This window comes from Kosakonia sp. SMBL-WEM22 (genome assembly GCF_014490785.1).
GTDB lineage: Bacteria > Pseudomonadota > Gammaproteobacteria > Enterobacterales > Enterobacteriaceae > Kosakonia.
Genome location: NZ_CP051488.1, coordinates 1947372 through 1971809, shown reverse-complemented (window position 1 = coordinate 1971809; position 24438 = coordinate 1947372). Strand labels below are relative to the sequence as shown.

General features: G+C 56.4%; 28 protein-coding genes. 13 read left to right on the top strand and 15 right to left on the bottom strand.

All coding sequences use genetic code 11. The features are described 5' to 3' along the window. The first annotated feature begins 28 nt into the window (after positions 1 to 28). The gene (locus tag HF650_RS09300; RefSeq protein WP_187802103.1) at positions 29 to 1240 is read left to right on the top strand and encodes an MFS transporter; all 1212 of its coding nucleotides are present in this window, start codon (positions 29 to 31) and stop codon (positions 1238 to 1240) included. Between the two features lie 84 nt (positions 1241 to 1324). Here HF650_RS09300 and flgL read toward each other — a convergent pair whose 3' ends face one another. The 11 genes from flgL to flgB form a co-directional block, all read right to left on the bottom strand. Next, complete coding sequence (gene flgL / locus HF650_RS09295) at positions 1325 to 2293, bottom strand: flagellar hook-associated protein FlgL (RefSeq protein ID WP_187802102.1); 969 nt, start codon at positions 2291 to 2293, stop codon at positions 1325 to 1327. Positions 2294 to 2307: 14 nt separating this feature from the next. Continuing rightward, positions 2308 to 3957: a flagellar hook-associated protein FlgK gene (gene flgK, locus HF650_RS09290; RefSeq protein WP_187802101.1), complete on the bottom strand. Its 1650-nt coding sequence runs from the start codon at positions 3955 to 3957 to the stop codon at positions 2308 to 2310. 75 nt (positions 3958 to 4032) lie between these two features. After that, positions 4033 to 5010, bottom strand: coding sequence for a flagellar assembly peptidoglycan hydrolase FlgJ (flgJ, locus tag HF650_RS09285; protein ID WP_187802100.1), 978 nt, complete (start codon positions 5008 to 5010; stop codon positions 4033 to 4035). Further along, positions 5010 to 6107 carry a flagellar basal body P-ring protein FlgI gene (locus HF650_RS09280; protein ID WP_187802099.1) on the bottom strand — a complete coding sequence of 366 codons (1098 nt, stop codon included), beginning with the start codon at positions 6105 to 6107 and terminating at the stop codon, positions 5010 to 5012. The genes flgJ and HF650_RS09280 overlap by 1 nt, the downstream gene beginning before the upstream one ends. 12 nt (positions 6108 to 6119) lie before the next feature. Next, the gene (locus HF650_RS09275; RefSeq protein ID WP_187802098.1) at positions 6120 to 6818 is read right to left on the bottom strand and encodes a flagellar basal body L-ring protein FlgH; all 699 of its coding nucleotides are present in this window, start codon (positions 6816 to 6818) and stop codon (positions 6120 to 6122) included. A 57-nt stretch (positions 6819 to 6875) separates the two neighbouring features. Continuing rightward, the gene (flgG, locus tag HF650_RS09270; RefSeq protein ID WP_023481502.1) at positions 6876 to 7658 is read right to left on the bottom strand and encodes a flagellar basal-body rod protein FlgG; all 783 of its coding nucleotides are present in this window, start codon (positions 7656 to 7658) and stop codon (positions 6876 to 6878) included. 15 nt (positions 7659 to 7673) lie between these two features. After that, a complete protein-coding gene (locus HF650_RS09265; protein WP_187802097.1) occupies positions 7674 to 8429 on the bottom strand; it encodes a flagellar basal body rod protein FlgF in 756 nt (251 codons plus the stop codon). Between the two features lie 20 nt (positions 8430 to 8449). Continuing rightward, positions 8450 to 9730 (bottom strand): flagellar hook protein FlgE, encoded by a 1281-nt coding sequence (gene flgE / locus HF650_RS09260; RefSeq protein ID WP_187802096.1) that lies wholly within the window; start codon positions 9728 to 9730, stop codon positions 8450 to 8452. Positions 9731 to 9757: 27 nt separating this feature from the next. After that, positions 9758 to 10444: a flagellar hook assembly protein FlgD gene (gene flgD / locus HF650_RS09255; protein ID WP_187802095.1), complete on the bottom strand. Its 687-nt coding sequence runs from the start codon at positions 10442 to 10444 to the stop codon at positions 9758 to 9760. Between the two features lie 11 nt (positions 10445 to 10455). Continuing rightward, positions 10456 to 10860 (bottom strand): flagellar basal body rod protein FlgC, encoded by a 405-nt coding sequence (gene flgC, locus HF650_RS09250; RefSeq protein ID WP_023481372.1) that lies wholly within the window; start codon positions 10858 to 10860, stop codon positions 10456 to 10458. A gap of 4 nt (positions 10861 to 10864) precedes the next feature. Further along, positions 10865 to 11281, bottom strand: a complete 417-nt coding sequence (gene flgB / locus HF650_RS09245) for a flagellar basal body rod protein FlgB (RefSeq protein WP_187802094.1) — start codon at positions 11279 to 11281, stop codon at positions 10865 to 10867. A 157-nt stretch (positions 11282 to 11438) separates the two neighbouring features. Between flgB and flgA the strand changes: the two genes are divergently transcribed. From flgA to flgN, 3 genes are all read left to right on the top strand, one after another. Next, positions 11439 to 12098 (top strand): flagellar basal body P-ring formation chaperone FlgA, encoded by a 660-nt coding sequence (flgA, locus tag HF650_RS09240; RefSeq protein ID WP_187802093.1) that lies wholly within the window; start codon positions 11439 to 11441, stop codon positions 12096 to 12098. A 91-nt stretch (positions 12099 to 12189) separates the two neighbouring features. Further along, positions 12190 to 12483, top strand: a complete 294-nt coding sequence (gene flgM / locus HF650_RS09235; protein WP_187802092.1) for a flagellar biosynthesis anti-sigma factor FlgM — start codon at positions 12190 to 12192, stop codon at positions 12481 to 12483. Between the two features lie 4 nt (positions 12484 to 12487). After that, the gene (flgN, locus tag HF650_RS09230; RefSeq protein WP_187802091.1) at positions 12488 to 12910 is read left to right on the top strand and encodes a flagella biosynthesis chaperone FlgN; all 423 of its coding nucleotides are present in this window, start codon (positions 12488 to 12490) and stop codon (positions 12908 to 12910) included. 67 nt (positions 12911 to 12977) lie between these two features. Here the strand turns inward: flgN and murJ are convergent, their stop codons facing one another. From murJ to rimJ, 4 genes are all read right to left on the bottom strand, one after another. Beyond that, the gene (gene murJ, locus HF650_RS09225) at positions 12978 to 14513 is read right to left on the bottom strand and encodes a murein biosynthesis integral membrane protein MurJ (RefSeq protein ID WP_187802090.1); all 1536 of its coding nucleotides are present in this window, start codon (positions 14511 to 14513) and stop codon (positions 12978 to 12980) included. 106 nt (positions 14514 to 14619) lie between these two features. Next, positions 14620 to 15543, bottom strand: a complete 924-nt coding sequence (locus tag HF650_RS09220; protein WP_187802089.1) for a Gfo/Idh/MocA family oxidoreductase — start codon at positions 15541 to 15543, stop codon at positions 14620 to 14622. A gap of 2 nt (positions 15544 to 15545) precedes the next feature. Next, a complete protein-coding gene (locus HF650_RS09215) occupies positions 15546 to 16193 on the bottom strand; it encodes a YceH family protein (protein WP_187802088.1) in 648 nt (215 codons plus the stop codon). Positions 16194 to 16202: 9 nt separating this feature from the next. Beyond that, complete coding sequence (rimJ, locus tag HF650_RS09210) at positions 16203 to 16787, bottom strand: ribosomal protein S5-alanine N-acetyltransferase (protein WP_076769679.1); 585 nt, start codon at positions 16785 to 16787, stop codon at positions 16203 to 16205. A 235-nt stretch (positions 16788 to 17022) separates the two neighbouring features. On the opposite strand from rimJ, the gene mdtH reads away from it, so the two are divergent. From mdtH to HF650_RS09165, 9 genes are all read left to right on the top strand, one after another. Continuing rightward, the gene (mdtH, locus tag HF650_RS09205; RefSeq protein ID WP_187802087.1) at positions 17023 to 18231 is read left to right on the top strand and encodes a multidrug efflux MFS transporter MdtH; all 1209 of its coding nucleotides are present in this window, start codon (positions 17023 to 17025) and stop codon (positions 18229 to 18231) included. Positions 18232 to 18296: 65 nt separating this feature from the next. Further along, positions 18297 to 18944 (top strand): glutaredoxin 2, encoded by a 648-nt coding sequence (gene grxB / locus HF650_RS09200; protein ID WP_187802086.1) that lies wholly within the window; start codon positions 18297 to 18299, stop codon positions 18942 to 18944. A 121-nt stretch (positions 18945 to 19065) separates the two neighbouring features. Continuing rightward, a complete protein-coding gene (locus tag HF650_RS09195; RefSeq protein WP_187802085.1) occupies positions 19066 to 19626 on the top strand; it encodes a lipoprotein in 561 nt (186 codons plus the stop codon). Positions 19627 to 19740: 114 nt separating this feature from the next. After that, entirely contained in the window at positions 19741 to 20784 is a 1044-nt protein-coding gene (gene pyrC, locus HF650_RS09190; protein ID WP_187802084.1) for a dihydroorotase, read from the top strand. Between the two features lie 75 nt (positions 20785 to 20859). After that, positions 20860 to 21105 carry a DNA damage-inducible protein I gene (dinI, locus tag HF650_RS09185; protein ID WP_023481401.1) on the top strand — a complete coding sequence of 82 codons (246 nt, stop codon included), beginning with the start codon at positions 20860 to 20862 and terminating at the stop codon, positions 21103 to 21105. A gap of 278 nt (positions 21106 to 21383) precedes the next feature. Continuing rightward, positions 21384 to 21638 carry a biofilm formation regulator BssS gene (bssS, locus tag HF650_RS09180; protein ID WP_187802645.1) on the top strand — a complete coding sequence of 85 codons (255 nt, stop codon included), beginning with the start codon at positions 21384 to 21386 and terminating at the stop codon, positions 21636 to 21638. Positions 21639 to 21754: 116 nt separating this feature from the next. Then, positions 21755 to 22873 carry an N-methyl-L-tryptophan oxidase gene (gene solA, locus HF650_RS09175; RefSeq protein ID WP_187802083.1) on the top strand — a complete coding sequence of 373 codons (1119 nt, stop codon included), beginning with the start codon at positions 21755 to 21757 and terminating at the stop codon, positions 22871 to 22873. A gap of 397 nt (positions 22874 to 23270) precedes the next feature. After that, positions 23271 to 23837, top strand: a complete 567-nt coding sequence (locus HF650_RS09170) for a cytochrome b (RefSeq protein WP_187802082.1) — start codon at positions 23271 to 23273, stop codon at positions 23835 to 23837. Between the two features lie 2 nt (positions 23838 to 23839). Next, a complete protein-coding gene (locus HF650_RS09165) occupies positions 23840 to 24415 on the top strand; it encodes a YceI family protein (RefSeq protein ID WP_187802081.1) in 576 nt (191 codons plus the stop codon). Positions 24416 to 24438: the final 23 nt, after the last annotated feature.

Below are 24438 nucleotides of genomic sequence, written 5' to 3'. Positions count from 1 at the left end.
CACAGCATTATCTTTTCGGGGACACCCTATGAAACATGACTCACTCTCTGCCGGTATGGCAAACGGCATCTTTTTTGCGCTGGCGCTCGGCGCAGGATTCAGCGTCGCGGCCATCTACTACTCGCAGCCGCTGCTGCCGCTGATGGGCAGCGATCTGCATCTGACCATCAATGGCATGGGTCTGGTGCCGACGCTTACCCAGGCCGGTTACGCGCTCGGTATTCTCTTTCTGCTGCCGCTGGGCGACCGTCACGACCGTCGTCGCCTGATTGTGGTGAAAAGCGCAGCGCTGGCGGTGTTACTGCTGGCCTGCAGTCTGACCAGCCATCTACCCTCGCTACTCATTGTCAGCCTGTTGATTGGCATGGCGGCCACCATGGCGCAGGATATTGTGCCAGCCGCGGCGATCCTCGCCCCGGAGGGGAAACAGGGCAAAATGGTCGGCACGGTAATGACCGGTCTGCTGCTGGGTATTTTGCTTTCGCGTACGGTCAGCGGCTTTGTCGGTGCGGCGTTTGGCTGGCGTGTGATGTACCAGCTCGCGGCGGTCAGCATCGCCCTGATTGGCCTCTTAATGTGGTCAGTCTTACCGCGCTTCGCCACCCACTCCACACTCAGCTACCCGGCGCTGATGCGCTCAATGGCGCACCTCTGGCAGCGCTACCCGACGCTGCGCCGCGCGGCGATGGCGCAGGGCTTTTTGTCTATCGCCTTTAGTGCCTTCTGGTCTACGCTCGCCCTGATGCTGCTTGAGCACTATCAGCTGGGCAGCGCCGTTGCCGGGACATTCGGTATTGCCGGTGCCGCAGGGGCGTTAGCCGCCCCACTGGCCGGTGGGCTGGCGGATAAAGTGGGCGCAGAGCGCGTGACCCAGCTCGGTGCAGGGCTGGTAACGGTCTCCTTCGCGATGATGTTCCTGCTCCCTGCCCTGCCGCCCCATGGCCAGCTGGCGCTGATTGCTCTCTCTGCGGTTGGGTTTGATCTTGGCCTACAATCAAGCCTGGTCGCGCATCAAAACCTGGTTTACAGCCTGGAGCCGCAGGCGCGGGGACGACTCAATGCGCTGCTCTTTACGGGGGTATTTATCGGTATGGCGCTGGGTTCCGCGCTGGGAAGTAAGCTCTATGCCATCGCCTCATGGCAGGGCGTGGTAATCCTGGCGAGCGTGGCGGGGCTGATCGCACTGCTGATTCGCCTCTTTGATGCCCGCAAGCTTGAGCAGGCGAGGCAGAGCGCATAGATAAAAAAAGGCCCGCGCTGGAGAGACAGAGCGGGCATAGCAGACATACTCCAGTTTCCGGATATGCCCAAAGTAAAAAGGTTATTAACGATTCATCTGGAACAGTGACATACCCTGCATATCGGTGAAGGCTTTATAAGAAGCCTGCAACGCCGCTTGTTGCATGGTGTAAGAGGAGATCACTGAGTTCCAGTCGGCATCGATCAGGTCGCTCTTCTGCTGCTTTAAGGAGAGTTCGCGATCATCGCCAAGCGCGTTAAGGGTATCGAGTTCATTGAGCTGGGTACCGAGCTCAGCGCGCACACTCAGCACGTTGTTCAGCGAATTGCCCAGACCACGGCTGGTCTTATCGACCACGGCCTTCGCTGCTTCTTTCGCTGTCTCGTCATCTGCCACGGGTGTTTTCAGCGCCGCAATTGCCGTATCCAGCATCTTAAAGAGATCCTTCTCCGGCGCGGGCGCGACACCGGTTACCGGATCGACAGGCTCTTTGGTGGCATTACTGGTGATGGCGTTGAACACCTGATCACCGGTATGGGCGATCACCATCGAACGCGCGGAATCGACCTGCTGGGTAATGGCATCGTTACCGCCGCTATAGGTACCACTGGTATCATATGGCTTACTTTCGGTGCGGTAGCCAGCAAAAATATAGCGGCCGTTACCGTCGGTGCTATTCGCGAGGTTTAATAACTGATCGCGGAAGCCCTGTAGTTCAGTAGCCAGCGAGGCGCGGTCATCATCACTCAGCGAGGCATTGCCCGCTCTCACGATGGTGCCCTGTGCACCCGTGATAGCCGTAGTCACCTGCTGCAACACGCTCTCTTCCAGCGACACTTTCTGCTTCGCGAAGGTACGCGCGGTGTCGTATTGCGCGTTTTGCGCCTGCGCCTGAGAGATCACCACCGCCTGCGACGCGGCGATCGGATCGTCAGACGGGCGGTTAACGCGCTGACCGGTTGTCATCTGCTCGCCGTATCCTAACCATTTGCCCTGAGCATTGGTTACGCCGCGCATATTTTGTTCATACATCATTTGCGTGCTAATACGCATGACTCACCTCTTACTTAACGAATGGCCAGCAGGGCATCAAACAACGTGCTTGCGGTCTGCAGCACCTGGGCATTGGCCAGGTAATATTGCTGAAAACGCTGCAGGTTGCCGTACTCTTCATCGAGGTTAACCCCGGAGATAGACTGCTGCTGGTTACTCAATTGGGTCACGACGTTAGTCTGGGTTGCGCTGCTGGTTTTCAGCGTCGCGGTTTTGTTCCCGACATCACTCACCAGCGTGGCATAGGAGTCGTTAAAGGTCTTATTCCCGCCGACCACTTTCGCGCTCTGCAGCTTTAACAGATCCTGACCGTTACGGTTGTCGCTCGCGCCGTTGCCCGCTGTACCCGCCATGGCGATTTTTGACTCATCGGTCACCGCCACGCTCATATTCACAATCGCGTTGCTTACCGGACGAATGGTGAAGCTGTCATCTTTTTTCGCACCGGTAGAGCCATTGTTGATAGAGACTTTCAGGCCATCAAAATTGAGCGTACCGTCTGTCGCATCCGGCGTTACCGCGATGGTGGTGTTATTGGACAGACGTGTAACGTTCCACTGAGTGCCATCAAAAGCCACTTTATAATCGGTCGCCTGTACCGCAGAGCTGTTGCTGACAGAGGCGGTTAGCGTGGCGTCACCGCTATTTTTACTGTTCGAGGTGGCAGAAGGTTCACCAATATTGAAGAACTTCTCACCCGCATCGCCGTCTGCGTCAAAGCCTTTAACGTGCTGCTGGTTAAAGGAGTCGGCGAACGAGAGCGCCAGCTGGCCCAGCGTATTACGCGCCTGGTCCAGATCCTGCGTGCGGAATGAGAGCAGGCCGCCAAGCGAACCGGTAGTCACCTGCTTTTCCGGGATCTCAACGTTGCCAGCAATCTTATCTACATACGCCAGCGTGGTACGTGCCGGATCGGCGCTGGAAGGCACCGCTGCCAGTTGACGCGCCTCTTTACCCTGTACCAGGGTAATACCGTTACCCATGCTGACGTTATAGCTGCCATCCTGGGTGCTGACTTCTACACCGACGACTTTGTTCAGTTCGCTGACCAGTTGATCGCGCTGATCGAGCAGGTCGTTTGGCGAAGATCCTGCACCTACCGCAGTCAGCTTAGAGATCTGCTGGTTGAGGTTAGCGATCTGCTTTGAGTAGTTGTTGATCTGATCAACGCTGGTGGCGATAGATAAGTTGACCTGTTTATCCTGGTCACGCAGATACTGATCGGCCACTTTAAACTGGTTTACCAGACCGTCGGCTTTGCCGAGCAGCGCCTGGCGCGATGAGGGATCGGAGGCGTTACTCACCAGCGTCTGCATGCTGGAGAAGAAGCTCTGCAGGCTGCTTGCCAGGGAGTTAGTGGTGTCCGATAGCACATCGTCAATTTTTGACATCTGCTCGTAACGCGTGGTCAACCCGCTGTTCTGGTTTTGCGCCGCGCGCAGCTGGTTGGTAATAAAGGCGTCATACTCACGCTGAACGCCAGTCACGGTGACACCATTGCCCACGTAGCCGCTACCGGTCAGCGTGCTGTTCGAACTGGTCAACACCGTCGTCTGACGGGTATAGCCCGCCACGTTATAACTCGCAATGTTATTACTGGCGGTGTTGAGCGCGGCCTGGGCTGCGCTAAGCCCGCTCATTGCGCTGTTAATCAAACTGGACATGGAGGTTCCTTATACACTTTCAGACATGAGTCCTGTTGAAGATTATCGGCAACCCAGGGTGAAACTTGAGACGTTTTAGAACAGATTTTGTGTATCTGTGCTGTAAGCTTTGCTCACTTTTTCACCCATCGATTTAAGCTGCTGGATCATTGACGTCAGCTTGCGGGCATAGTGCGGATCGGTTGCGTAACCTGCGCTCTGCAGCGCCTGCGCGCCCTGCTCCGCCGTTGCTGCGGTAGTCACCGCCGCGTAGCGCTTGTTACGCGTCAACATGCCGACATAGTCGGACAACGCTTCCAGGTAGGAGCTATACACACGGAATTTGGCTTTGATCTTCACCGCTTGTCCGTTTTCATATTCGGTAGTGGTGATTTCAGTGGTCGGCCCTTTCCAGCTTGAGGTCGCTTTAACGCCGAAGATGTTGTAGCTCGGCTCGCCGTTCTCGCGCGGGATCTGCCGCTGGCCCCAGCCTGATTCCAGCGCAGCCTGCGCCAGAATCAGGTGGTGCGGCACGCCGCTCTGCTGGCTCGCCAGCCGCGCCGGGAGCGAAAGCTGGGCGAGGAAGTCTTTGCTGTCGCCGGAGAGTGGCTGATCGTTACCCGCCTCAGCCACTTCAGACGCATCGGGCACTTTGGGAATCGCTTTGCGCACCAGCTGTGTCAGCGCCTGGTTTTGATAGGTGTTGACGGTCTCCAGCGGGAACTTCATCGGCACCTGCTGCATCTGGTCAGCCGGATCGACCGGTGCCCGATCGCCGGTCATCTGTTTCACCATCATATCGGCGAGACCCAGCCCTTTACCGGCGGTCATCTGCTGGGCGATCTGCTGGTCATACATGCTGGTATACAGCCGCGTTGAATCACTGCTGAAAATCCCGTCTTTTGGCAACGCTTCGCGCATGCTTTTCAGCATCATCTGCACAAACATCCCCTCCACCTGACGCGCCACCGGGCGCAGGTTGGCTGCCGGATCCTGTCCGGCTTTCGACTTCAGTTCATTGAGCGATTGCGCGTCCCATGCCGCGCTGGTCAACATTCGGCTGTCGGTCAACATTAGATGATCTCCAGTTTCGCACGCAGGCAACCGGCGCTCTGCATCGCCTGCAGAATCGACATCAGCTCCATTGGCGAGGCACCAAGGGCGTTAAGGGCACGCACGACGCTGTTGAGGTTGGCGCTGGAGCGTACGCTCTGCAGCGAGCCGCCGCTCTGGCGCAGGTCAATCTGCGTTTGCGGTGTCACCACGGTCTGGCCGCCGCCAAATGGCGTATTCGGCTGGCTAACGTTGTTCTGCTGGTTGACGGTAACTGAGAGGTTACCCTGCGCAATGGCACAGCTATCCAGCGACACTTCGCGGTTCATTACCACCGAGCCGGTGCGCGAGTTCACAATCACCTTCGCGTCCTGCTGCGTGGTGCCGACTTCCATATTCTGGATATCCGCCAGGGCGCGAACCTGCGAGCTGCCGCCGGAGGAGACGCGCACCTGAACGGTACGGCCATCGAGCGCGGTGGCGCTGCCATAGCCGCGCCCGCGGTTGATGGTGTCAGCAATCTGCTGCGCCATGGTGAAATCTTCCTGGTTCAGCTGCAGGTTGATGGTGTTGCTGGCACCAAACTGGCTTGGCAACTCACGTTCAATCACCGCACCGCCGGTAATGCGCCCGCCGTTAAGCTGGTTTACCTGCACGCTGCTGCCGCCGGCTGACGCGCCCGCGCCGCCAACGAGAATGTTGCCCTGAGCCAGCGCATAGACCTGGCTGTCGACGCCCTTCAGCGGGGTCATCAGCAGCGTACCGCCGCGCAGGCTTTTGGCGTTACCCATTGAGGAGACCACCACGTCGATAGTCTGCCCCTGGCGACCAAAGGGCGGGAGCTGCGCCGTGACCATTACTGCCGCCACGTTTTTCAGCTGCATGTTGGTGCCCTGCGGAACGGTAATGCCCATCTGCGACAGCATGTTGTTCAGCGTCTGGGTGGTAAACGGCGTCTGGGTGGTCTGGTCGCCCGTTCCATCCAGGCCAACCACCAGCCCGTAGCCAATTAAGGAGTTTTCACGTACGCCCTGTACACTGGTGAGATCCCGGATACGGTCAGCCTGGGCGAAGGTCGCCATCAGAACGAACACCATACCAGTCAAATATTTAAACATTGGTCACCCCGGTTACATCGGCGATAAGTTAAGGAAGAAACGCTGCAGCCAGCCCATATTCTGCGCTTCGTTGATGTAGCCGTTGCCGACGTACTCGATGCGCGCGTCCGCCACCTGGGTGGAAGGTACGCTATTGCTGCCGCTGATGGTGCGTGGGTTCACGACACCGGAGAAGCGGATGAACTCAGTGCCCTGGTTGATGGCGATCTGCTTTTCACCCACAACATGTAAATTGCCATTGATCAGCACCTGATCGACGGTCACGGTCAACGTGCCGCTAAAGGTGTTACTGGCGTTGGCGCCGCCTTTGCCGCCGAAGGAGTTGCTGCCTGAAGCACCCAGATCGGCACGAGCATTACCAAACAGACCTTCGAGATAACGCGGTGTGGTGTCTACGCCAAAACTGGCTTTACCATCACGGCTGGCGTTGGCCGACGAGCTCTTGCTGGCGCTCACGTTTTCCTGCAGTACGATAGTCAGCGTATCGCCAATGTTACGCGGACGACGATCTTCAAACAGCGGCTGATAGCCGTAGTTAATCGGCTGCGCGGTCTGATAAATCGAGCCATTGACGACCGGAACGGGGCCGGGCATCGGTTGAGCTGTCGTTGCCCCCTGCACCAGCGGTGTAGAAGGAACCCAGGCACACCCGGTCAGGGTTAATGCCACTAAAGCCATTATCGGGTAGCTGCGGACGGCGTATTTTTGCATTGCATTCATCTTCGAGATCAGGGTTCCGGTGCGGCGGTTACCGCACCGGATAACGCCTTAGAGTTGCGTCAGTTTTTGCAGCATCTGATCGGTAGTCGATACTGCTTTACTGTTAATTTCGTATGCGCGCTGAACCTGGATCATATTCACCAGCTCTTCTGCAACGTTTACGTTTGAAGTTTCCACAAATCCCTGGTAGAGCAGACCCGCACCGTTCAGGCCAGGCGTGGTGCCGTTTGGCGCGCCGGAGGACTGGGTTTCGGTGTAGAGGTTCTCGCCGATGCTCTCAAGCCCGGTGTCGTTCATAAAGGTGGTGAGGTTTAACTGACCAACCTGCACCGGTGCTGCCGCGCCCTGCTGCGTCACGCTCACCACACCATCACGACCGATGGTGATGCCGAGGCTGTTCGCCGGGATGGTGATAGCCGGCTGCACCTGGAAACCGCCCGCCGTTACCAGCTGGCCGTTCTGATCCACCTGGAAAGAGCCGTCACGGGTGTAAGCAGAGGTGCCGTCCGGCAGCAGAACTTCGAAGAAGCCCTGGCCTTTAATGGCGACATCTTTACTGTTATTGGTCTGAGAGAGGTTGCCCTGGCTGTGCAGACGCTCGGTAGCAACCGGACGCACGCCGGTACCGATCTGCAGACCGGAAGGCAGCGTCGTCTGTTCAGAAGATTGCGCGCCCGGCTGGCGGATCGTCTGGTACATCAAATCTTCAAATACCGCACGCTGACGCTTAAAACCATTGGTGCTGACGTTCGCCAGGTTGTTGGCGATGACATCCATATTGGTTTGTTGGGCATCGAGGCCGGTTTTTGCGATCCATAATGAACTGATCATATGTAGTCCTGTTTATTAGCTCATTGACAGCAATTGGTTAGCACGCTGCTCGTTTTCATCGACGCTGCTGATGATCTTCATCTGCATTTCGAAACGGCGCGCGCTGGCGATCATATCGGTCATCGATTCAACCGGTTTCACGTTACTGCCTTCCAGCACGCCAGACTGCACGCGGATGGAGGGGTCTGGCTGTAACGTCGCGCCACGGGTCGCCTGCGCGCTCTGGCTCAGACGGAAAAGACCGTCATCACCGCGTACCACTTCGCGCGCTTCGGCTTTGACCAGCTTCAGCTTGCCGACAGGGGCGATAGTATTCGCCGCGTCGCCAGGGTTGAGCGCCGAAATCGTACCGTCGGCGGCGATAGTGACCTGCGCCCCTTCCGGTACGGCGATCGGACCGCCTTCGCCAATCACTGGATGGCCCTGAATTGTCAACTGACCGGTCGGGCTCACCTGGATATTGCCGTTACGGGTGTAACCTTCCGAGCCGTCCGCCGTTTGCACTGCCAGCCAACCATCCTGCTGCAACGCCACATCCAGCGGGCGTGAGGTGTAGTCCAGTTGACCCGGCGTCATATCGGCGCCAGGCGTGGAGGCCACCACCAGCGTGCGGGTAGGCAGCGAAAGCCCTTCTACCGGCACCGCGCGCAGCGCGTTGAGCTGGGCACGAAAGCCCGGTGTGGAAGCATTCGCGAGGTTGCTGGCGGTGACAGCCTGCTGATTCAGCGTCTGGCTGGCTGCGCCCATCGCGGTATATATTGCGTGATCCATTAAGCCGTCCCGTCAGTCGATTAACGCAGGTTAACCAGCGTGTTAAGGATCTGGTCCTGGGTTTTGATAGTCTGCGCGTTCGACTGATAGTTACGCTGCGCGACGATCATGTTGACCAGTTCTTTACTCAGATCCACGTTTGAGGCTTCCAGCGCGCCGTTGGTCAGCTTGCCGAAGTTACCGGTACCGGCAGTGCCGAGCAGCGCAACGCCGGAGGAGTTGGTGGCGGACCAGACGTTGTCACCCTGAGACTGCAGGCCTTCGTTGTTGGCGAAGTTCGCCAGCACGATCTGACCCAGCAGCTGCGACTGTTCGTTGGAGTAGCTCCCAACCACGGTGCCGTCATCGTTAATGGCATAGCTCACCAGTGAACCCGGCGCGTACCCGTTCTGGTTGATAGCGACGACACCGCTGGTGCCAGTGTTCTGCTGCATCGAGTTCAAAAAGCTCAGGCTAAAGGTGCTGGCAGCAGAACCGTTCAGGCTGGCCAGACCGATGTTGATCTGCGGCTGGGCGTTAGCCGTCCCATCCAGAGTCCAGACACGCGGATCTCCCGCTGGCTGTGGTACTTCGGTGTAGTTGTTGACCGCAGAGAGCGTACCGTTGCTGGTAAAGGTCATCTGCGCCGCTTTCTGGTAAGTCGAACCCGCTACGCTGGAGTCCTGGGTATAGACATCCCATTTATTCGCGCTGTTTTTAACGTAGTAAACGTCAACGGCATGGGAGTTGCCCAGGCTGTCATAGGTGGTGACAGTGCCTTTTTTGTTGTAGGAGTCTGAGTTCGTCGGGTCGAACGGCTTGATCGTCGGAGTGGAGTCCGTTGAGTTCAGGTTCATCTGCATCGCCGCCGTGGTGGTGGCTTTCGCCGCCATCAGGGTGTTAGGGATGGTGATGGCCGACGGGTTTGCGCCGCTCTGTACCGCAGGCGGTGTGCCGGCTACCGGGAAACCGGTCACCTGCATACCCTGCATGTTAACCAGGTTGCGGTTTTCGTCGAGTTTGAACTGACCGTTACGGCTGTAGTAAACAGAACCATTGCTGTCGGTCACACGGAAGAAGCCGTTGCCGCTCAGCGCGACGTCGAGGCCGCGACCGGTGTTGGTGGTGGTGCCGTCAGCGAAGTCCTGGGTAATGCCTGCCACCTTAACGCCCAGACCCACTTTAGAACCGGCAAACATATCGGCGAAGGACGCAGATCCGGATTTAAAGCCATAGGTGGCGGAGTTGGCAATGTTGTTACCAATGACATCGAGGTTGGTGGCCGCAGCATTCAGGCCGCTGACCGCTTGTGAAAAGGCCATGACTTACTCCTGATAAGTATAAAGGCTTTAAATAATCTGTCGTACTTCGTCGAGTGTGGTACTTCCGTAAGTACCTAAATCCAGTGTGCTTCCCTTGTCGCCGCGGGTCACACCCTGTACCAGCGCAAACTGCAGCGGTTGTGCAACCAGCTGAGTTGCGCCGGAGCTGGCCGCGATAGAGACCGTATATGAGCCATCCGGTGCTACGCTGCCATCTGTCATTTTGCCGTCCCAACTGAAGGTGTGGACGCCCGCTTTCAGACCGTCGAGTTCAATAGTCCGCACCGGCGCACCGCTCTTATCGCTCACGATGGCGGTCACTTTGTCGGCAGTCTGCGTCAGTTCTACGCCAAACGGCGTGGAGGTGCCTTTGCCCACCAGTACGGTCTGTCCCGGGATCATCACGCCGTGACCAATCAGGGTACTGGCCTGCAGCGACTGATTGTTATCCAGCTGTCCGGAGATGGAGCCGAGGGTGGTGTTCAGTTTCTCAATCCCGCTTACGGTGCTGATCTGCGCCAGCTGCGTGGTCAGCTCGTTATTCTGCAGCGGGTTGGTCGGATCCTGGTTCTTTAACTGCGCAACCAGCAGCGTTAAAAAGCTGCCCTGAAGGTCGGATGCGCTATTGGTGCCGGTGGTCGATGTACCGGACGTTTTACTGGTCGTCGAGACGCCGTTGTTAATCGGGTCGTTAATATTCACGCTGATAGACATACGGGGCCCCTTTACTGACCGAGAGTGAGCGTTTTGAGCATCATGCTCTTCACGGTGTTCAGCACTTCAACGTTCGCCTGGTAGCTGCGCGATGCGGACATGCTGTTAACCATTTCGCCCACGACATCAACGTTAGGCATTTTTACGTAACCGCTTGCATCTGCCAGCGGGTTACCGGGTTCATACACCAGCTTGTCCGGTGCCTGGCTTTCAATTACATCTGCCACTTTTACGCCGCCCGTTGCCTGGCCCGGTGCTGCATCGACCTGAAAGACAACCTGTTTAGCGCGATAGGGCTGCCCGTCTGGTCCGGTTACGCTGTCGGCGTTCGCCAGGTTACTGGCGGCAACGTTCATGCGTTTGGACTGTGCGGTCAGCGCGGAGCCTGCGACATCAAAGATATTCAGTAATGCCATTTAATTAGTTCCCCTGTTGCAGAACACTCATCATGCTTTTGATCTGCCCGCCCAGTACGGTCAACCCGGTCTGGTATTTGACGCTGTTATCGGCGAACTGGGTACGTTCACGATCCATATCGACGGTGTTGCCATCCATCGATGGTTGATCGGGAATGCGATAAAGCAGATCGGTAGACGGGCCGGTCATCGCCTGCGCCGGAATATGGCGCGAAGAGGTGAGTGCCAGCGATACACCGCTGCCTTCAGCCCGACCGCGCTCCATCACTTTTTTTAATTCACTGGAAAAATCGATATCGCGCGCCTGAAACCCTGGGGTGTCGGCGTTAGCAATATTTGCTGCCAGAATCTCCTGGCGCTGGGCGCTCAGGTTCAGCGCTTCCTGTTGAAAGCGCAGTGCGGCATCAAGTTTATCGAGCATGGCTCCCTCACTGATGACAATTATTTAGCCAACAGCTTAAATCCCCCCTTGCAAACTTATCGTTGGAATAAGGGCAAAATGCGTCGCTATTTTTTGCGTTGATAGATTTGCAATACGGTTAAAATCTCCTCATCTGATTCAACAGGCCCATTTTGCGATGAACACGTTGAAAGGCGGTGTAGCCGCAATCTTATTGTTATTAAGTCCCTTTTCTCAGGCAGCAGATCTACAGGCGCAGCTGACGTCGCTTTTCGCCCAGCGACTGGCTGGTTTTAGCGATGAGGTGGTGGTCAATATTCGCACCCCGCAGAGCCAGTTACCGGCATGCGACGAGCCAACCCTGAGCGTCGTGGGCGGCGCGAAGCTATGGGGCAATATGAATGTGATGGCGAACTGCGCAGGCACAAAACGCTTTGTGCAGGTGGAAGTCCAGGCGACCGGCAACTATGTCGTGGCGGTGCAGCCCGTTGCACGCGGCGCGACATTGCAGCCCGGCAGCGTGGCGTTACAGCGCGGGCGGCTCGATCAGCTGCCGCCGAGAACAATGCTCGATATAAATCTGGCGCAGGACGCGGTAAGTTTGCGCGATCTGGCACCGGGTCAGGTGATTCAACTTTCGATGGTGCGTCAGGCATGGCGAATTAAAGCCGGCCAGCGCGTACAAGTTGTAGCATCCGGAGATGGTTTTAGTGTCAACAGCGAAGGTCAGGCGATGAACAATGCGGCAGTGGCGCAGAATGCGCGCGTTCGCATGGCTTCAGGGCAGATAGTAAGCGGTACGGTTAATTCTGATGGGAATATTCTTATTAACCTATAAATTACTTAAAGAACTAATGCTATCTGCCGATAAGTTAGTAAGACTGAAGAAATCTGGCCCGAAACGCCGCGAACCTCAATGAGGAAACACTATGAGCATCGATCGTACCTCTTCTGTGAAGCCGGTTAACACCGTTCAACAGCGTGAGACTAACGAAACCCAGACGCAGAAAACGCGCCAGGAAACCGCCACGACGGCAAACAGCACCAACGTCACGCTCAGCGGTTCGCAAACCAAGCTGATGCAGGCGGGCGCTAATGACATCAATATGGAACGCGTTGAAAAACTGAAAACCGCGATTCGTAATGGTGAACTCAAAATGGACACCGGCAAAATTGCTGATGCCCTGATTAACGAAGCGAAGAGTTACTTACAGAGTAAATAATCGTATGAATCGACTGTCAGATATTCTTGATCAAATGACAGTTATCCTGAGCGCGCTGAAAGACGTGATGGATACTGAGCAAAAACAGCTTTCCGTTGGCCATATTAATGGCAGCGCGCTACAGCGCATTACGGAGGAGAAAAGCTCCTTGCTCGCGACGCTGGACTATCTTGAGCAGCAGCGTCGTGCCGAACAGAAAACGCAACAAAACGCCAGTGGCGATGTTGCTAATCGCTGGCAGATCATTACGCAGAAAACGCAGCATTTACGCGACCTCAACCAGCACAACGGCTGGCTGCTGGAGGGGCAAATTGCGCGTAACCAGCAGGCGCTGGAAGTTCTGAAACCGCATCAGGAGCCAAGCCTCTACGGTGCGAATGGCTATGCCTCTTCTGCCCATCGTGGCGGCAAGAAGATCGCGATTTAGTCCGACGACAGCATAAGAATGCCGTCGCCAACAGGCCAGGGTCTCCCCTGGCTTTTTGCGTTGCTTTTTATACTGTCCGGCGCGCGAACTCTTTCACTTTAAACCCGAGCAGCGCAAGGGTGACAAAGTAAGCAACAATACCGGCGCCCACCACCACCATCAGGCGCAGCAAGCGGTACGGCATGGTGCCAATCGACCAGTCAGGCATCACATACAGTATGCCCACCAGCGCTGCGGCCATCACCCCTACCGCAATCACCAGGCGCAGCAGAAAACGGCTCCAGCCCGGCTGCGGGGTGAAGATCTTCTGTTTGCGCAGCTGCCAGTAGAGCAGGCTGGCGTTCAGACAGGCCGCCAGACCAATCGACAGCGACAGCCCGGCGTGCTTCAGTGGGCCGATAAAGGCCAGGTTCATCACCTGAGTCATCAGCAGCGTGACAATAGCGATTTTGACCGGTGTTTTAATGTCCTGACGTGAATAGAAGCCCGGTGCCAGCACCTTCACCACGATCAAGCCCATCAGCCCAACCGAGTAGGCAATTAGCGCGCGCTGCGTCATTGCCGCATCAAACTCAGTGAATTTGCCGTACTGGAAGAGAGAAACGGTTAACGGCTTGGCGAGAATGCCGAGCGCTACGGCGCTTGGCAGCGCCAGCAGGAAACAGAGGCGCAGGCCCCAATCCATCAGGCGGCAATACTCCTCCTGGTTACCGCTGGAGAAGCTTTTCGACAGCGACGGCAGCAAAATAGTCCCCAGTGCCACCCCCAGTACGCCGGAGGGGAACTCCATTAAGCGGTCAGCGTAATACATCCACGACACGGAGCCGGAGACGAGGAAGGAGGCGAAAATGGTGTTGATGATAAGCGAGATCTGGCTGACGGAGACGCCGAGGATCGCCGGCCCCATCTGCTTCACGACACGCATTGCACCCGCATCGCGCAGGTTGATGCGCGGCAGCACCAGCATGCCAATCTTCTTCAGATGCGGCAATTGATAGACCAGTTGCAGCACACCGCCGACGGTCACCGCCCAGGCCAGCGCCAGCACCGGCGGATGGAAGTAAGGCGCGGCGAAGAGCGCAAAGCCAATCATGCTGACATTGAGAAAGGTGGGCGCAAACGCCGGCACCGAGAAGCGGTTCCAGGTGTTGAGGATCGCCCCTGCCAGCGACGCCAGCGAGATCAGCAGAATGTAAGGAAAGGTGATGCGCAGCAGTTGCGACGTGAGGTTGAATTTATCCGCCGTATCGGCAAACCCCGGCGCGGTGACGAGGATAACCCAGGGCGCGGCGAGCATCCCGATAACGGTCACTATCGCCAGCGCAAGGGTCAGCAAGCCCGAAACATAGGCGACAAAGACGCGGGTGGCATCTTCGCCCTGTTTGCTTTTGTACTCGGCGAGGATTGGCACAAAAGCCTGGGAAAACGCGCCCTCGGCAAAAATACGCCGCAACAGATTGGGCAGTTTAAACGCAACGAAGAAGGCGTCCGTCGCCATCCCTGCGCCAAACACCCGTGCCACAATGGCATCGCGCGCAAAACCCAGCACGCGGGAAAACATCGTCATGGAGCTGACTGCCGCCAGCGATTTGAGTAGGTTCATTCTGGTTTCCATAAGACACAACGCCTGCAATGCAGGCGTTGGGATACAGCGAAGCGCTTAGTCTACAGGGAAAAAAGCGAATTACTATCGCCTGCGTGGCCTCACACTACTCACTCATCGCCTCGCGCCAGAGCTTCTCCACCACGCGCTGCGCAAGGATCGCCTGTTCGCCCGCCGTTTCCGGAACCGTCTGATTTTGCACACAGTCGATAAAGTGGCGCGCGCAGCCGGCAAAACCACGCTGCTCCAGCACGCTCTGCCAGCCGGGGATCGGCCGCGCGATAATCCCCTGCCCGCGCTCTTCGCGCCACTCGCGCATATCGGTAATGTCCACCAGCCCGCCGTCGGACACCGCCTGAACGCACTCGCGCTGGCTGCCCGCCCGCCGGTGCATACTGGTGGTGACCTGCAAATTGTCAGCGCTGAAGTGGTGCTCGGCATAGAGCATTGCGCCGTCGTCGGTGGTCTGTAGCGTGCCACTCTGGATCTGCACGCGGCCGCCCGCCAGCCACAGCGCGGTGTCGACCACATGGAGATAGTCATCAAGCAGCGTAAAGCGCAGGTCGTGCGGCCCGACGCTGTCGGCGCGGTGTTTATCCATGCGCAGCGACGCCGCCTGCGGCATCTGCTGTTTCAACTCGCGATAGAGCGGTGAGAAGCGGCGGTTAAAACCAACCATCAGCGTCAACTTTTTGCGCGCCGCCAGATCGACCAAGCGCTCGGCATCTTTCAGGTTTTCCGCCAGCGGCTTATCGACGCAGACATGCACGCCGAGGTTGAGTAGCTCGCTCACCACCGCATAGTGCGAGGCGGTTGAGGTGTGAACGAAAACCGCATCGCACTGCGCCGCCAGCGACGCCAGCGAATCCGCATAGGGGATGCGCCAGGTTTCACACACCCGCAGGGCTTTATCCCGCGTCGGCGACCAGGCCGCCGCCAGCGTCCACTCTGTTGCCGCGCCCAGTACCGGCAACCACGCTTTCTGCGCGATACCGCCCAGCCCTACTACACCAACCCGTAATATCGTCACGCTTAATCCCCTAAATGTGCCAGCAGCGAATCGAGACGCTGCTTCAGTTCCGCTACTTCGCTCTCCAGCGCTTCCACGCGCGCCTCAAGGCTCTGCTCAGTCGGCGCGACGGCTTCAACCACATTGATCAGCGTCTGCATATCGCCACTGAAGAGGTGCATATAGCGGCTCTCGCGCTTGCCCGGCTCGCGCGGCAGGCGCACCACATAGGGGCCATCGTCGCGGCTGGCCAGTTGCTCAAGGGCGTTTTCCACTTCGGCCATATCGGCAAAGCGGTGCATCCGCTCCGCCCGCCCGCGCAGCTCACCCGGCGTTTGCGGCCCGCGCAGCAACAGCGTGGCGATAAGCGCCACCTCTGCCGGGCTTAACTTCAGATCGCCAAACTCAGAGTTGCAGAAGCGCTGCTCATATTTGGTCACCCGGTTACCAAAACCACTGACGGTGCGCAGGTAGTGCCGCTTTACCAGTTCATCAAGCACCTGCTGTACCTCCGGCTCGCTCAGGTTCATCACCGGCTCGCGGTTGGTTTTCTGATTGCAGGCGGTGACCACGCCGTTGATGGAAAGCGGATACTGCTCCGGCGTAGTGACCTGCTTCTCCAGCAGACAGCCGATTACCCGCGCCTCAATGGCGGTGAGTTGATACTTCATCTCTGCTCCTTAGCGTCCCGGAGTCCACTCCTGGGCGGTTAATGCGGTGAGGACGTGGTCGCGCCACTGCCCGTCAATCAATAAGTAGGATTTGGCATAGCCCTCTTTTTCGAACCCGAGGCGCGCCAGTAAGTCGCCGCTGCGTTTATTGTGCGGCATATAGTTGGCCATTATGCGGTGCATATGTTGCGTGCGCTGCATATAGCGAATGGCGGATGTCAGGGCTTCAAACATCAACCCTTGCCCCTGCCACTTCTGGCCGATGGAGTAGCCGAGATAACAGGCGTGAAACGAGCCGCGCACCACGTTCGAGAAATTAGCGACGCCGACAATCTCTTTCTCTTCAGGATCGAGCAGGGCGAAGTAAAAAGCGGAGCCCTGTTTATGGAACTCATTGATCATCCCCAGACGCGCCTGCCAGCCAGAAGGGTAACAGTGGCTCTCATCGCGGACGGGCTCCCAGGGCTTTAAAAACTGGCGATTTTCCGCGTAATAATCCGCAAGCCGCCACGCATCGCGCTCGTGAACCAGGCGCACCACTAATCTGTCTGTTACCAAGCGTACTTTCGGCACATTACTGCGATAGCCAAACATGTTAACCACTCCTTCGTTTCGCGGCTTTTTTTACCCCTTCTCTTTACTATACCTTTGCTCTGCGACTCTGTGAAAACAGCAACATGGCATTTTCTGCGCCGCGCCCCCTTTTCGATGAAAAGTCTCAATCAAACGCCCGCCTTGATAAAAAAATATTGTCGCGGTGAATGTGTGAAAACGGTTGCCGAAGCCGCAGAATAGAGGCGTCACCTTTTTCTGATTTCCCGGAGGGGAAATGGCGCGCATCTCGCAGGCAAGGAGCCTGGGTAAATATTTCCTGCTGGTCGATAATTTTTTGGTGGTGCTCGGTTTTTTTGTTGTCTTCCCCCTGATTTCCATTCGTTTCGTTGATCAACTTGGCTGGGCCGCGCTGATGGTCGGGATCGCGCTCGGCCTGCGTCAGTTTATTCAGCAGGGGTTAGGCATGTTTGGCGGCGCGATTGCAGACCGCTTTGGCGCAAAACCACTGATTGTCACGGGCATGCTGATGCGTGCGGCAGGCTTTGCAGCAATGGGGATGGCGCACGAGCCATGGGTGCTGTGGCTCTCCTGTATTCTTTCCGGGCTTGGCGGCACGCTGTTCGACCCGCCGCGTTCGGCGCTGGTGGTCAAACTGGTGCGACCGCGCCAGCGCGGTCGCTTCTTCTCGTTGCTGATGATGCAGGATAGCGCTGGGGCGGTTATTGGCGCGCTGCTCGGCAGCTGGCTGCTGCAGTATGATTTCCGTCTGGTGTGCGCCGCTGGGGCGTTAATGTTTATCCTCTGCGCCGGCTTTAACGCCTGGCTGCTGCCGGCGTGGAAGCTCTCGACGGTGAAAACACCGGTGCGCGAGGGTTTAGCGCGTGTGCTGCGTGACAAGAAATTCGTCACCTATGTCTTAACCTTGAGTGGCTACTATATGCTGGCGGTACAGGTGATGCTGATGCTGCCGATTATGGTCAACGACGTTGCCGGATCGCCGACGCCGGTAAAGTGGATGTACGCGATTGAGGCCTGTCTCTCGCTGACGCTGCTCTACCCGATTGCCCGCTGGAGTGAGAAGCGCTTTCGCCTTGAACAGCGCCTGATGTTCGGCCTGGTGGTGATGTCCTTCAGCCTCTTTCCGATGGGCATGGTCGGCTCGCTGCAACAGCTATTTACACTTATCTGCACCTTCTATATCGGCTCGATTATCGCCGAACCGGCGCGGGAAACCCTGAGTGCGCAACTCGCCGATGCGCGGGCGCGCGGCAGCTATATGGGCTTTAGCCGCTTAGGTCTGGCCTTCGGTGGCGCGCTTGGCTATGCCGGCGGCGGCTGGCTGTTTGATGCAGGAAAGGCGTTCCGCCAGCCGGAGCTGCCGTGGATGATGCTCGGCGTGATTGGGCTTGTCACCTCCCTTGCTTTGCTGTGGCAGTTTGCCCCGCGTCGCGTTCAGCCGCCGATGCTCGAACCCGGCGCCTGATTTGCGCCGCGTCGGCCTCTCTTCCATACTGATTAGTGATGGATAAACCAGTATGGAGGAGAAACGTGAAACTCTACATTTACGATCACTGCCCTTTCTGTGTAAAAGCCCGCATGATTTTCGGCCTTAAGAATCTCCCGGTTGAACTCCATGTCCTGCAAAGCGATGACGAAGCGACGCCGACCAAAATGATTGGTCAGAAGATGGCGCCGATCCTGCAAAAAGATGACAGCCGCTACCTGCCCGAAAGCCTCGATATTGTTCACTACGTTGATAAGCTCGACGGTCAACCGCTGCTGACCGGCTCCCGCAACCCGAAGATCGAGGAGTGGCTGCGTAAGGTGAATGGCTACGTCAATAAGCTGCTCATCCCGCGCTTCGCGCAGGCGCCATTTGACGAGTTTTCCACCCCACAGGCGCGAGCCTACTTCACCGCCAAAAAAGAGGCCGCGATTGGCGACTTCGCCGATCATCTCGCCCACTCTGCCGGGCTGGTGAAGAATATCAGCGACGATCTGCGCGCGCTGGAGAAGCTCATCGTGCAGCCGAATGCCATCAACGGAGAGCTGTCAGAAGATGATATTCACCTCTTCCCGCTGCTGCGTAACCTGACGATTGTCAGCGGCATTACGTGGCCAACCCGCGTCGCCGACTACCGCGACAACATGGCGAAACAGACACAGGTTAACCTCCTCTCTTCCATGGCTATCTAAGCCGTTCATGGCGGAAGCGTCCGGCTTCCGCCCCTTCTTTAAGTATTTTCTGCTGGCCTTTGCGCCGGGCGTCGCGCATGCTACACCTCGATCGAGGCATCGGGACCACGTTGAGGAATTCATGAAGAAGATGATTTTGGCCGCAGCATTAATGCTGAGCGGCGTACTGGTGGGCTGTAACCAACTGACCCAATACACAATCAGCGAGCAGGAGATTAACCAGGCCCTGCAGAAACGGAATAACTTTGCCAAAGATATTGGCGTGCCGGGCGTGGCTGATGCGCATATTGTTCTCAACAATCTTGCCAGCGCCATCGGACGTGAAGAGCCAAATAAAATTACCTTAACGGGCGACGCTAATCTGGATATGACGTCGCTGTTCGGCAATCAAAAAGCGGTTATTAAGCTGAAGCTGAAAGCGCTGCCGACCTTTGATAAGGATAAGGGCGCCATCTATTTGAACGAGATGGAGGTGGTAGACGCGACAGTGACGCCGGAAAAGATGCAGAGCGTGCTGCAAACCGTAATGCCCTACCTGAACCAGTCTCTGCGCAACTACTTTAACCAGCGCCCGGCCTACGTACTGAAAGAGGACAGTACCAAAGGCGAAGCACTGGCGAAGAAATATGCTAAAGGTATTGAGGTAAAACCTGGCGAGATTGTCATCCCGCTTACCGACTGAATCCTTGGGCGCCTGGCGCCCTTTTTTTCAGGAAAAGGATGCAAACGAAAACGTTTCCCCTTATGCTTGGTCTCCGGCAAAAACAGCCCTTTCTCACTTAGCCGGAGCCCTCCAATGACACAACCTCAGGTTTTGAAAATCCGCCGTCCTGACGACTGGCATCTCCATTTGCGCGACGGCGATATGCTGAAAACCGTGGTGCCGTGGACCAGCGAAACCTACGCCCGCGCCATTGTGATGCCGAACCTGGCTCCCCCTGTGACCACCGTTGAGGCCGCTATCGCCTACCGCCAGCGCATTCTTGACGCGGTGCCTGCTGGTCAGCACTTCGAACCGCTGATGACCTGCTACCTCACTGACAGCCTCGATCCCGATGAGATTGAGCGCGGCTTCGCGGAAAAGGTCTTTACTGCGGCGAAGCTCTATCCGGCAAATGCCACCACTAACTCCAGCCACGGCGTCACCAGCATTGATGCCATCATGCCTGTGCTTGAGCGTATGGAGAGGCTCGGCATGCCGCTGCTGGTGCATGGCGAAGTGACCCACGCGGAGATCGATATTTTCGATCGGGAAGCGCGCTTTATTGAGACGGTGATGGAGCCGCTGCGCAAGCGCCTGCCGGAGCTGAAAGTGGTATTCGAGCACATCACCACCAAAGACGCCGCTGACTATGTGCGCGACGGCAATGAGCGGCTGGCCGCGACCATCACCCCACAGCATTTGCTCTTTAACCGCAACCATATGCTGGTGGGCGGCGTGCGTCCGCACCTCTACTGCTTACCAATCCTTAAGCGTAATATTCACCAGCAGGCCCTGCGTGAACTGGCCGCCAGCGGCTTCGACCGCGTCTTTCTTGGTACCGACTCCGCACCGCATGCCCGCCATCGTAAAGAGGCGAGCTGCGGCTGTGCCGGCTGTTTTAACGCACCAACGGCGCTGGCAAGTTACGCCACGGTGTTCGAAGAGATGAATGCGCTACAGCACTTTGAAGCCTTCTGCTCGCTTAACGGGCCGCGCTTCTATGGTCTGCCGGTGAATGAAGAGTTTGTCGAACTAAAACGTGAGGAGTACGTAGTACCGGAGTCCATTGCGCTGGCGGATGATACGCTGGTGCCCTTCCTCGCCGGTGAAACCGTGCGCTGGCAGGTAAAACGCTAAATATTCTTATGCCCCCTGTTGTAATGCGTTTCGATTGACTGTATAAATATACAGTATCTTACACAGGGGGCTGTTATGCGCATTGAAGTGACGATTGCCAGAACCACATCTTTACCCGCAGGCGCTATCGATGCGCTGGCAGGTGAGTTATCCCGCCGTCTGAATGATCACTATCCCGATCGCGAAAATAAAATTTCTGTCCGTTATGCTGCGGCAAATAACCTCTCCGTCCTTGGCGGCGCGAAAGAAGATAAAGACCGCGTTAGTGAAATCCTGCAAGAAACCTGGGAAAGCGCTGACGATTGGTTTATCACCGATTAATTTCCCTCTGAAGTTGAAGTTATTGCCGGGTCGCCCCGGCTTTTTTTGCTTCAATTTTAAGCAAAACCGTAACATCTGATTTTATTAGTGAAATGAGTCGCTTATCTTTTCACCACTCCCTTAAGAAAAATCTATGACTACAAAAAAGATGTTGCAGAGTGTTTATTTTCCCGATCATGGGGTCGGGTTGTTGATATACTGAAAAGGCTTCAAATTAAAACACGCATTGAACCTCGAACGTCGTTGTCTAATTAAAACACGCCAAACAGGGGGTTATGATGGTAAAGAATAATGAAGTCATCCAGACCCATCCACTGGTCGGATGGGACATCAGCACCGTAGACAGCTATGACGCACTGATGCTCCGGTTGCACTACCAGACCCCGAACAGAGCCGCTCAGGAAGGGACTGAAATCGGTCAGACGTTATGGTTAACAACCGATGTTGCCCGCCAGTTTATCTCGATTCTGGAAGCGGGCATTGCCAAGATTGAATCAGGCGATTTTGAGAAAGACGAGTATCAGCGACATTAGTACTATCCGTACTTACTCAATACCAGGCACCCTTGCGGTGCCTTTCTTTTTTCTGCCCTTGTATAAGCCCCCCAGGTTATTTACCCTCCTGAACACGCAATTGCCTGGAGAGAACCATGACATACGACCTGATTATTATTGGCAGCGGCTCCGTCGGTGCAGCCGCGGGCTACTACGCCACACGTGCCGGGCTAAAGGTGCTGATGACCGATGCACATATGCCACCGCACCATGAAGGCAGTCATCACGGCAAGACGCGCCTGATCCGCCACGCTTATGGCGAAGGCGAGAAATATGTTCCGCTGGTGCTGCGTGCCCAGCAGCTATGGGATGAACTGAATACCATCACCGGCGAAGCGGTATTTGAGCGTGCCGGCGTCATTAATTTCGGTCCGGCAACCTCCCCTTTCCTCGCCAATGTCGCTGCCAGCGCCGCGCAGTGGAAGCTGACTCTGGAGAAACTTGATGCCGCCTCGCTGATGGCGCGCTGGCCGGAAATCCGCGTTCCTGATGATTATATTGGTCTGTATGAAGCCGACTCCGGCCTGCTGCACAGCGAGCTGGCAATCAAAAGCTGGATCCAGCTGGCTGAACAGGCAGGCTGCGCGCAGCTCTTCAACTGCCCGGTCACCGCCCTGCACCATCATCAGGATGGCGTCACCATTGAGACTCCGGAAGGGAGTTTCTCCGGCAAAAAAGCGCTGGTCAGCGCCGGAACCTGGGCACAGACGCTGCTGCCGAACCTGCCGATTCAACCGGTACGCAAAGTGTTTGCCTGGTTCCAGGCCGATGGCCGTTACAGCGTGAAAAACAGCTTCCCGGCCTTTACCGGCGAGATGCCGAACGGCGAGCACTACTACGGCTTCCCGGCGGATGAGAATGAGTTAAAGATTGGTCGCCACAACGGCGGACAGGTGATTAACGCGGCCGACGAGCGCACGCCGTTTGGCACAGAAGCTGGCGACGGTTCGGAGTGCTTCTCCTTTTTACGCCAGCATCTGCCGGGCATCGGCGGCTGCCTGTATGGCGCATCCTGCACCTATGACAACTCACCCGATGAAGACTTTATTATCGACACCCTGCCAGGCGAACCGAACACGCTGGTGGTCACCGGCCTGAGCGGTCACGGCTTTAAATTTGCGCCGGTGCTCGGCGAGATCGCCTGCGCCTTCGTGCAGCAGAAAACGCTCGGGTTCGATTTACAACCCTTCTCCCTCGCTCGTTTTACAGATTAAGTTTATGGCGGCCCTATTTCGGGGCCGTTTCTCTTTGCGCAGAATAAAGTAATCACCCGCGTGAAAATGTGGTGGCATATATTCTCAGTTGTTGTTTTCAATTAATTCAGCGTAACGTTAGCGGCGCTAAAACGCTTACAAAAGCTGACACTTAGCGCTTTATTCGCCTTTTACAAACAATATTTTTGAATGCTTTACTTTGACCACAGACCACCTAACCTACTGCACAGCCTGCCTTAAACGTTTAAACTTTCTAATAGCCTGAATATAAACCGGTCAACTCTTTCAAAATTTATGTTATAGAAAAAATAACAATCCAATTCGCTATTTTTGAGTTGCAATATTTTCTCACTGACGCCATTTTAAATTAACTTTTGGTTAACAGTGATGACCCGTTATGCAATTTCGCAACTCTCCGGCACGCTACGGTTTTATTTCCGTAACGCTTCACTGGCTGGTCGCCATCGTGGTGTATGGCATGTTCGCCTTAGGGTTATGGATGGTCACACTCAGCTATTACGATGGCTGGTATCATCAGGCACCCGAAATCCATAAAAGTATCGGCATTCTGCTGATGTTTGGCCTGGTCATCCGTCTGCTGTGGCGTTTTATCTCCCCGCCGCCACCGCCGTTGAAAAGCTACTCCACCGCCACGCGCATCGCCGCGGTGATTGCCCATATCGTTCTCTACCTGCTGTTATTTAGCATCGTCTTTAGCGGCTATCTCATCTCCACCGCCGATGGTAAACCGATTAGCGTATTTGGCCTGTTTGAGATCCCTGCCACGCTTGCCGATGCCGGCTCGCAGGCGGACCTCGCCGGAACGATCCATCTATGGCTGGCCTGGAGCGTAGTGGTTCTTTCCGTGCTGCACGGCCTCGCCGCCTTTAAACACCATTTCATTGATAAAGACGCCACTCTCAAGCGGATGCTGGGAAAATCGTCACCTGACTCTGGAGCATAAGTATGAAGAAGATCCTGCCGGGACTCGCTCTCGCCTCGCTGCTGTTCACCACCGGTTCTGCCGTAGCGGCAGACTACAAGATCGATAAAGAGGGCCAGCACGCCTTCGTTAACTTCCGTATCCAGCACCTCGGTTACAGCTGGTTATACGGTACGTTTAAGGACTTCGACGGTAGCTTTACCTTTGATGAGGCCAACCCGGCTGCCGACAAAGTGAATGTCACCATCAACACCAACAGCGTCGACACCAATCACGCTGAGCGTGACAAACACCTGCGCAGCGCTGAGTTCCTCAACGTGGCGAAGTTCCCGAAAGCGACCTTCACCTCAACGTCGGTGAAAAAGGATGGTGATGAGCTGGATATCACCGGCAACCTGACCTTAAACGGTGTCACCAAGCCGGTTGAACTGGAAGCGAAGCTGATGGGCCAGGGCAATGACCCGTGGGGCGGCGTGCGCGCAGGCTTTGAAGCCTCCGGCAAGATCAAGCTGAAAGACTTTAACATCACCACCGATCTCGGTCCGGCATCGCAGGATGTTGAGCTGATTATTTCGGTTGAAGGTGTGCGCCAGAAGTAAGCAGGCGTAAAAAAGGAGAGGGG

What these genes read in the sequence shown, in the direction of transcription:
- HF650_RS09300 (WP_187802103.1), top strand. Translation starts at nt 29, where the DNA reads ATGAAACATGACTCACTCTCTGCCGGTATGGCAAACGGCATCTTTTTT.
- flgL (WP_187802102.1), bottom strand. Translation starts at nt 2,293, where the DNA reads ATGCGTATTAGCACGCAAATGATGTATGAACAAAATATGCGCGGCGTA.
- flgK (WP_187802101.1), bottom strand. Translation starts at nt 3,957, where the DNA reads ATGTCCAGTTTGATTAACAGCGCAATGAGCGGGCTTAGCGCAGCCCAG.
- flgJ (WP_187802100.1), bottom strand. Translation starts at nt 5,010, where the DNA reads ATGTTGACCGACAGCCGAATGTTGACCAGCGCGGCATGGGACGCGCAA.
- HF650_RS09280 (WP_187802099.1), bottom strand. Translation starts at nt 6,107, where the DNA reads ATGTTTAAATATTTGACTGGTATGGTGTTCGTTCTGATGGCGACCTTC.
- HF650_RS09275 (WP_187802098.1), bottom strand. Translation starts at nt 6,818, where the DNA reads ATGCAAAAATACGCCGTCCGCAGCTACCCGATAATGGCTTTAGTGGCA.
- flgG (WP_023481502.1), bottom strand. Translation starts at nt 7,658, where the DNA reads ATGATCAGTTCATTATGGATCGCAAAAACCGGCCTCGATGCCCAACAA.
- HF650_RS09265 (WP_187802097.1), bottom strand. Translation starts at nt 8,429, where the DNA reads ATGGATCACGCAATATATACCGCGATGGGCGCAGCCAGCCAGACGCTG.
- flgE (WP_187802096.1), bottom strand. Translation starts at nt 9,730, where the DNA reads ATGGCCTTTTCACAAGCGGTCAGCGGCCTGAATGCTGCGGCCACCAAC.
- flgD (WP_187802095.1), bottom strand. Translation starts at nt 10,444, where the DNA reads ATGTCTATCAGCGTGAATATTAACGACCCGATTAACAACGGCGTCTCG.
- flgC (WP_023481372.1), bottom strand. Translation starts at nt 10,860, where the DNA reads ATGGCATTACTGAATATCTTTGATGTCGCAGGCTCCGCGCTGACCGCA.
- flgB (WP_187802094.1), bottom strand. Translation starts at nt 11,281, where the DNA reads ATGCTCGATAAACTTGATGCCGCACTGCGCTTTCAACAGGAAGCGCTG.
- flgA (WP_187802093.1), top strand. Translation starts at nt 11,439, where the DNA reads ATGAACACGTTGAAAGGCGGTGTAGCCGCAATCTTATTGTTATTAAGT.
- flgM (WP_187802092.1), top strand. Translation starts at nt 12,190, where the DNA reads ATGAGCATCGATCGTACCTCTTCTGTGAAGCCGGTTAACACCGTTCAA.
- flgN (WP_187802091.1), top strand. Translation starts at nt 12,488, where the DNA reads ATGAATCGACTGTCAGATATTCTTGATCAAATGACAGTTATCCTGAGC.
- murJ (WP_187802090.1), bottom strand. Translation starts at nt 14,513, where the DNA reads ATGAACCTACTCAAATCGCTGGCGGCAGTCAGCTCCATGACGATGTTT.
- HF650_RS09215 (WP_187802088.1), bottom strand. Translation starts at nt 16,193, where the DNA reads ATGAAGTATCAACTCACCGCCATTGAGGCGCGGGTAATCGGCTGTCTG.
- rimJ (WP_076769679.1), bottom strand. Translation starts at nt 16,787, where the DNA reads ATGTTTGGCTATCGCAGTAATGTGCCGAAAGTACGCTTGGTAACAGAC.
- mdtH (WP_187802087.1), top strand. Translation starts at nt 17,023, where the DNA reads ATGGCGCGCATCTCGCAGGCAAGGAGCCTGGGTAAATATTTCCTGCTG.
- HF650_RS09195 (WP_187802085.1), top strand. Translation starts at nt 19,066, where the DNA reads ATGAAGAAGATGATTTTGGCCGCAGCATTAATGCTGAGCGGCGTACTG.
- pyrC (WP_187802084.1), top strand. Translation starts at nt 19,741, where the DNA reads ATGACACAACCTCAGGTTTTGAAAATCCGCCGTCCTGACGACTGGCAT.
- dinI (WP_023481401.1), top strand. Translation starts at nt 20,860, where the DNA reads ATGCGCATTGAAGTGACGATTGCCAGAACCACATCTTTACCCGCAGGC.
- bssS (WP_187802645.1), top strand. Translation starts at nt 21,384, where the DNA reads ATGGTAAAGAATAATGAAGTCATCCAGACCCATCCACTGGTCGGATGG.
- solA (WP_187802083.1), top strand. Translation starts at nt 21,755, where the DNA reads ATGACATACGACCTGATTATTATTGGCAGCGGCTCCGTCGGTGCAGCC.
- HF650_RS09170 (WP_187802082.1), top strand. Translation starts at nt 23,271, where the DNA reads ATGCAATTTCGCAACTCTCCGGCACGCTACGGTTTTATTTCCGTAACG.
- HF650_RS09165 (WP_187802081.1), top strand. Translation starts at nt 23,840, where the DNA reads ATGAAGAAGATCCTGCCGGGACTCGCTCTCGCCTCGCTGCTGTTCACC.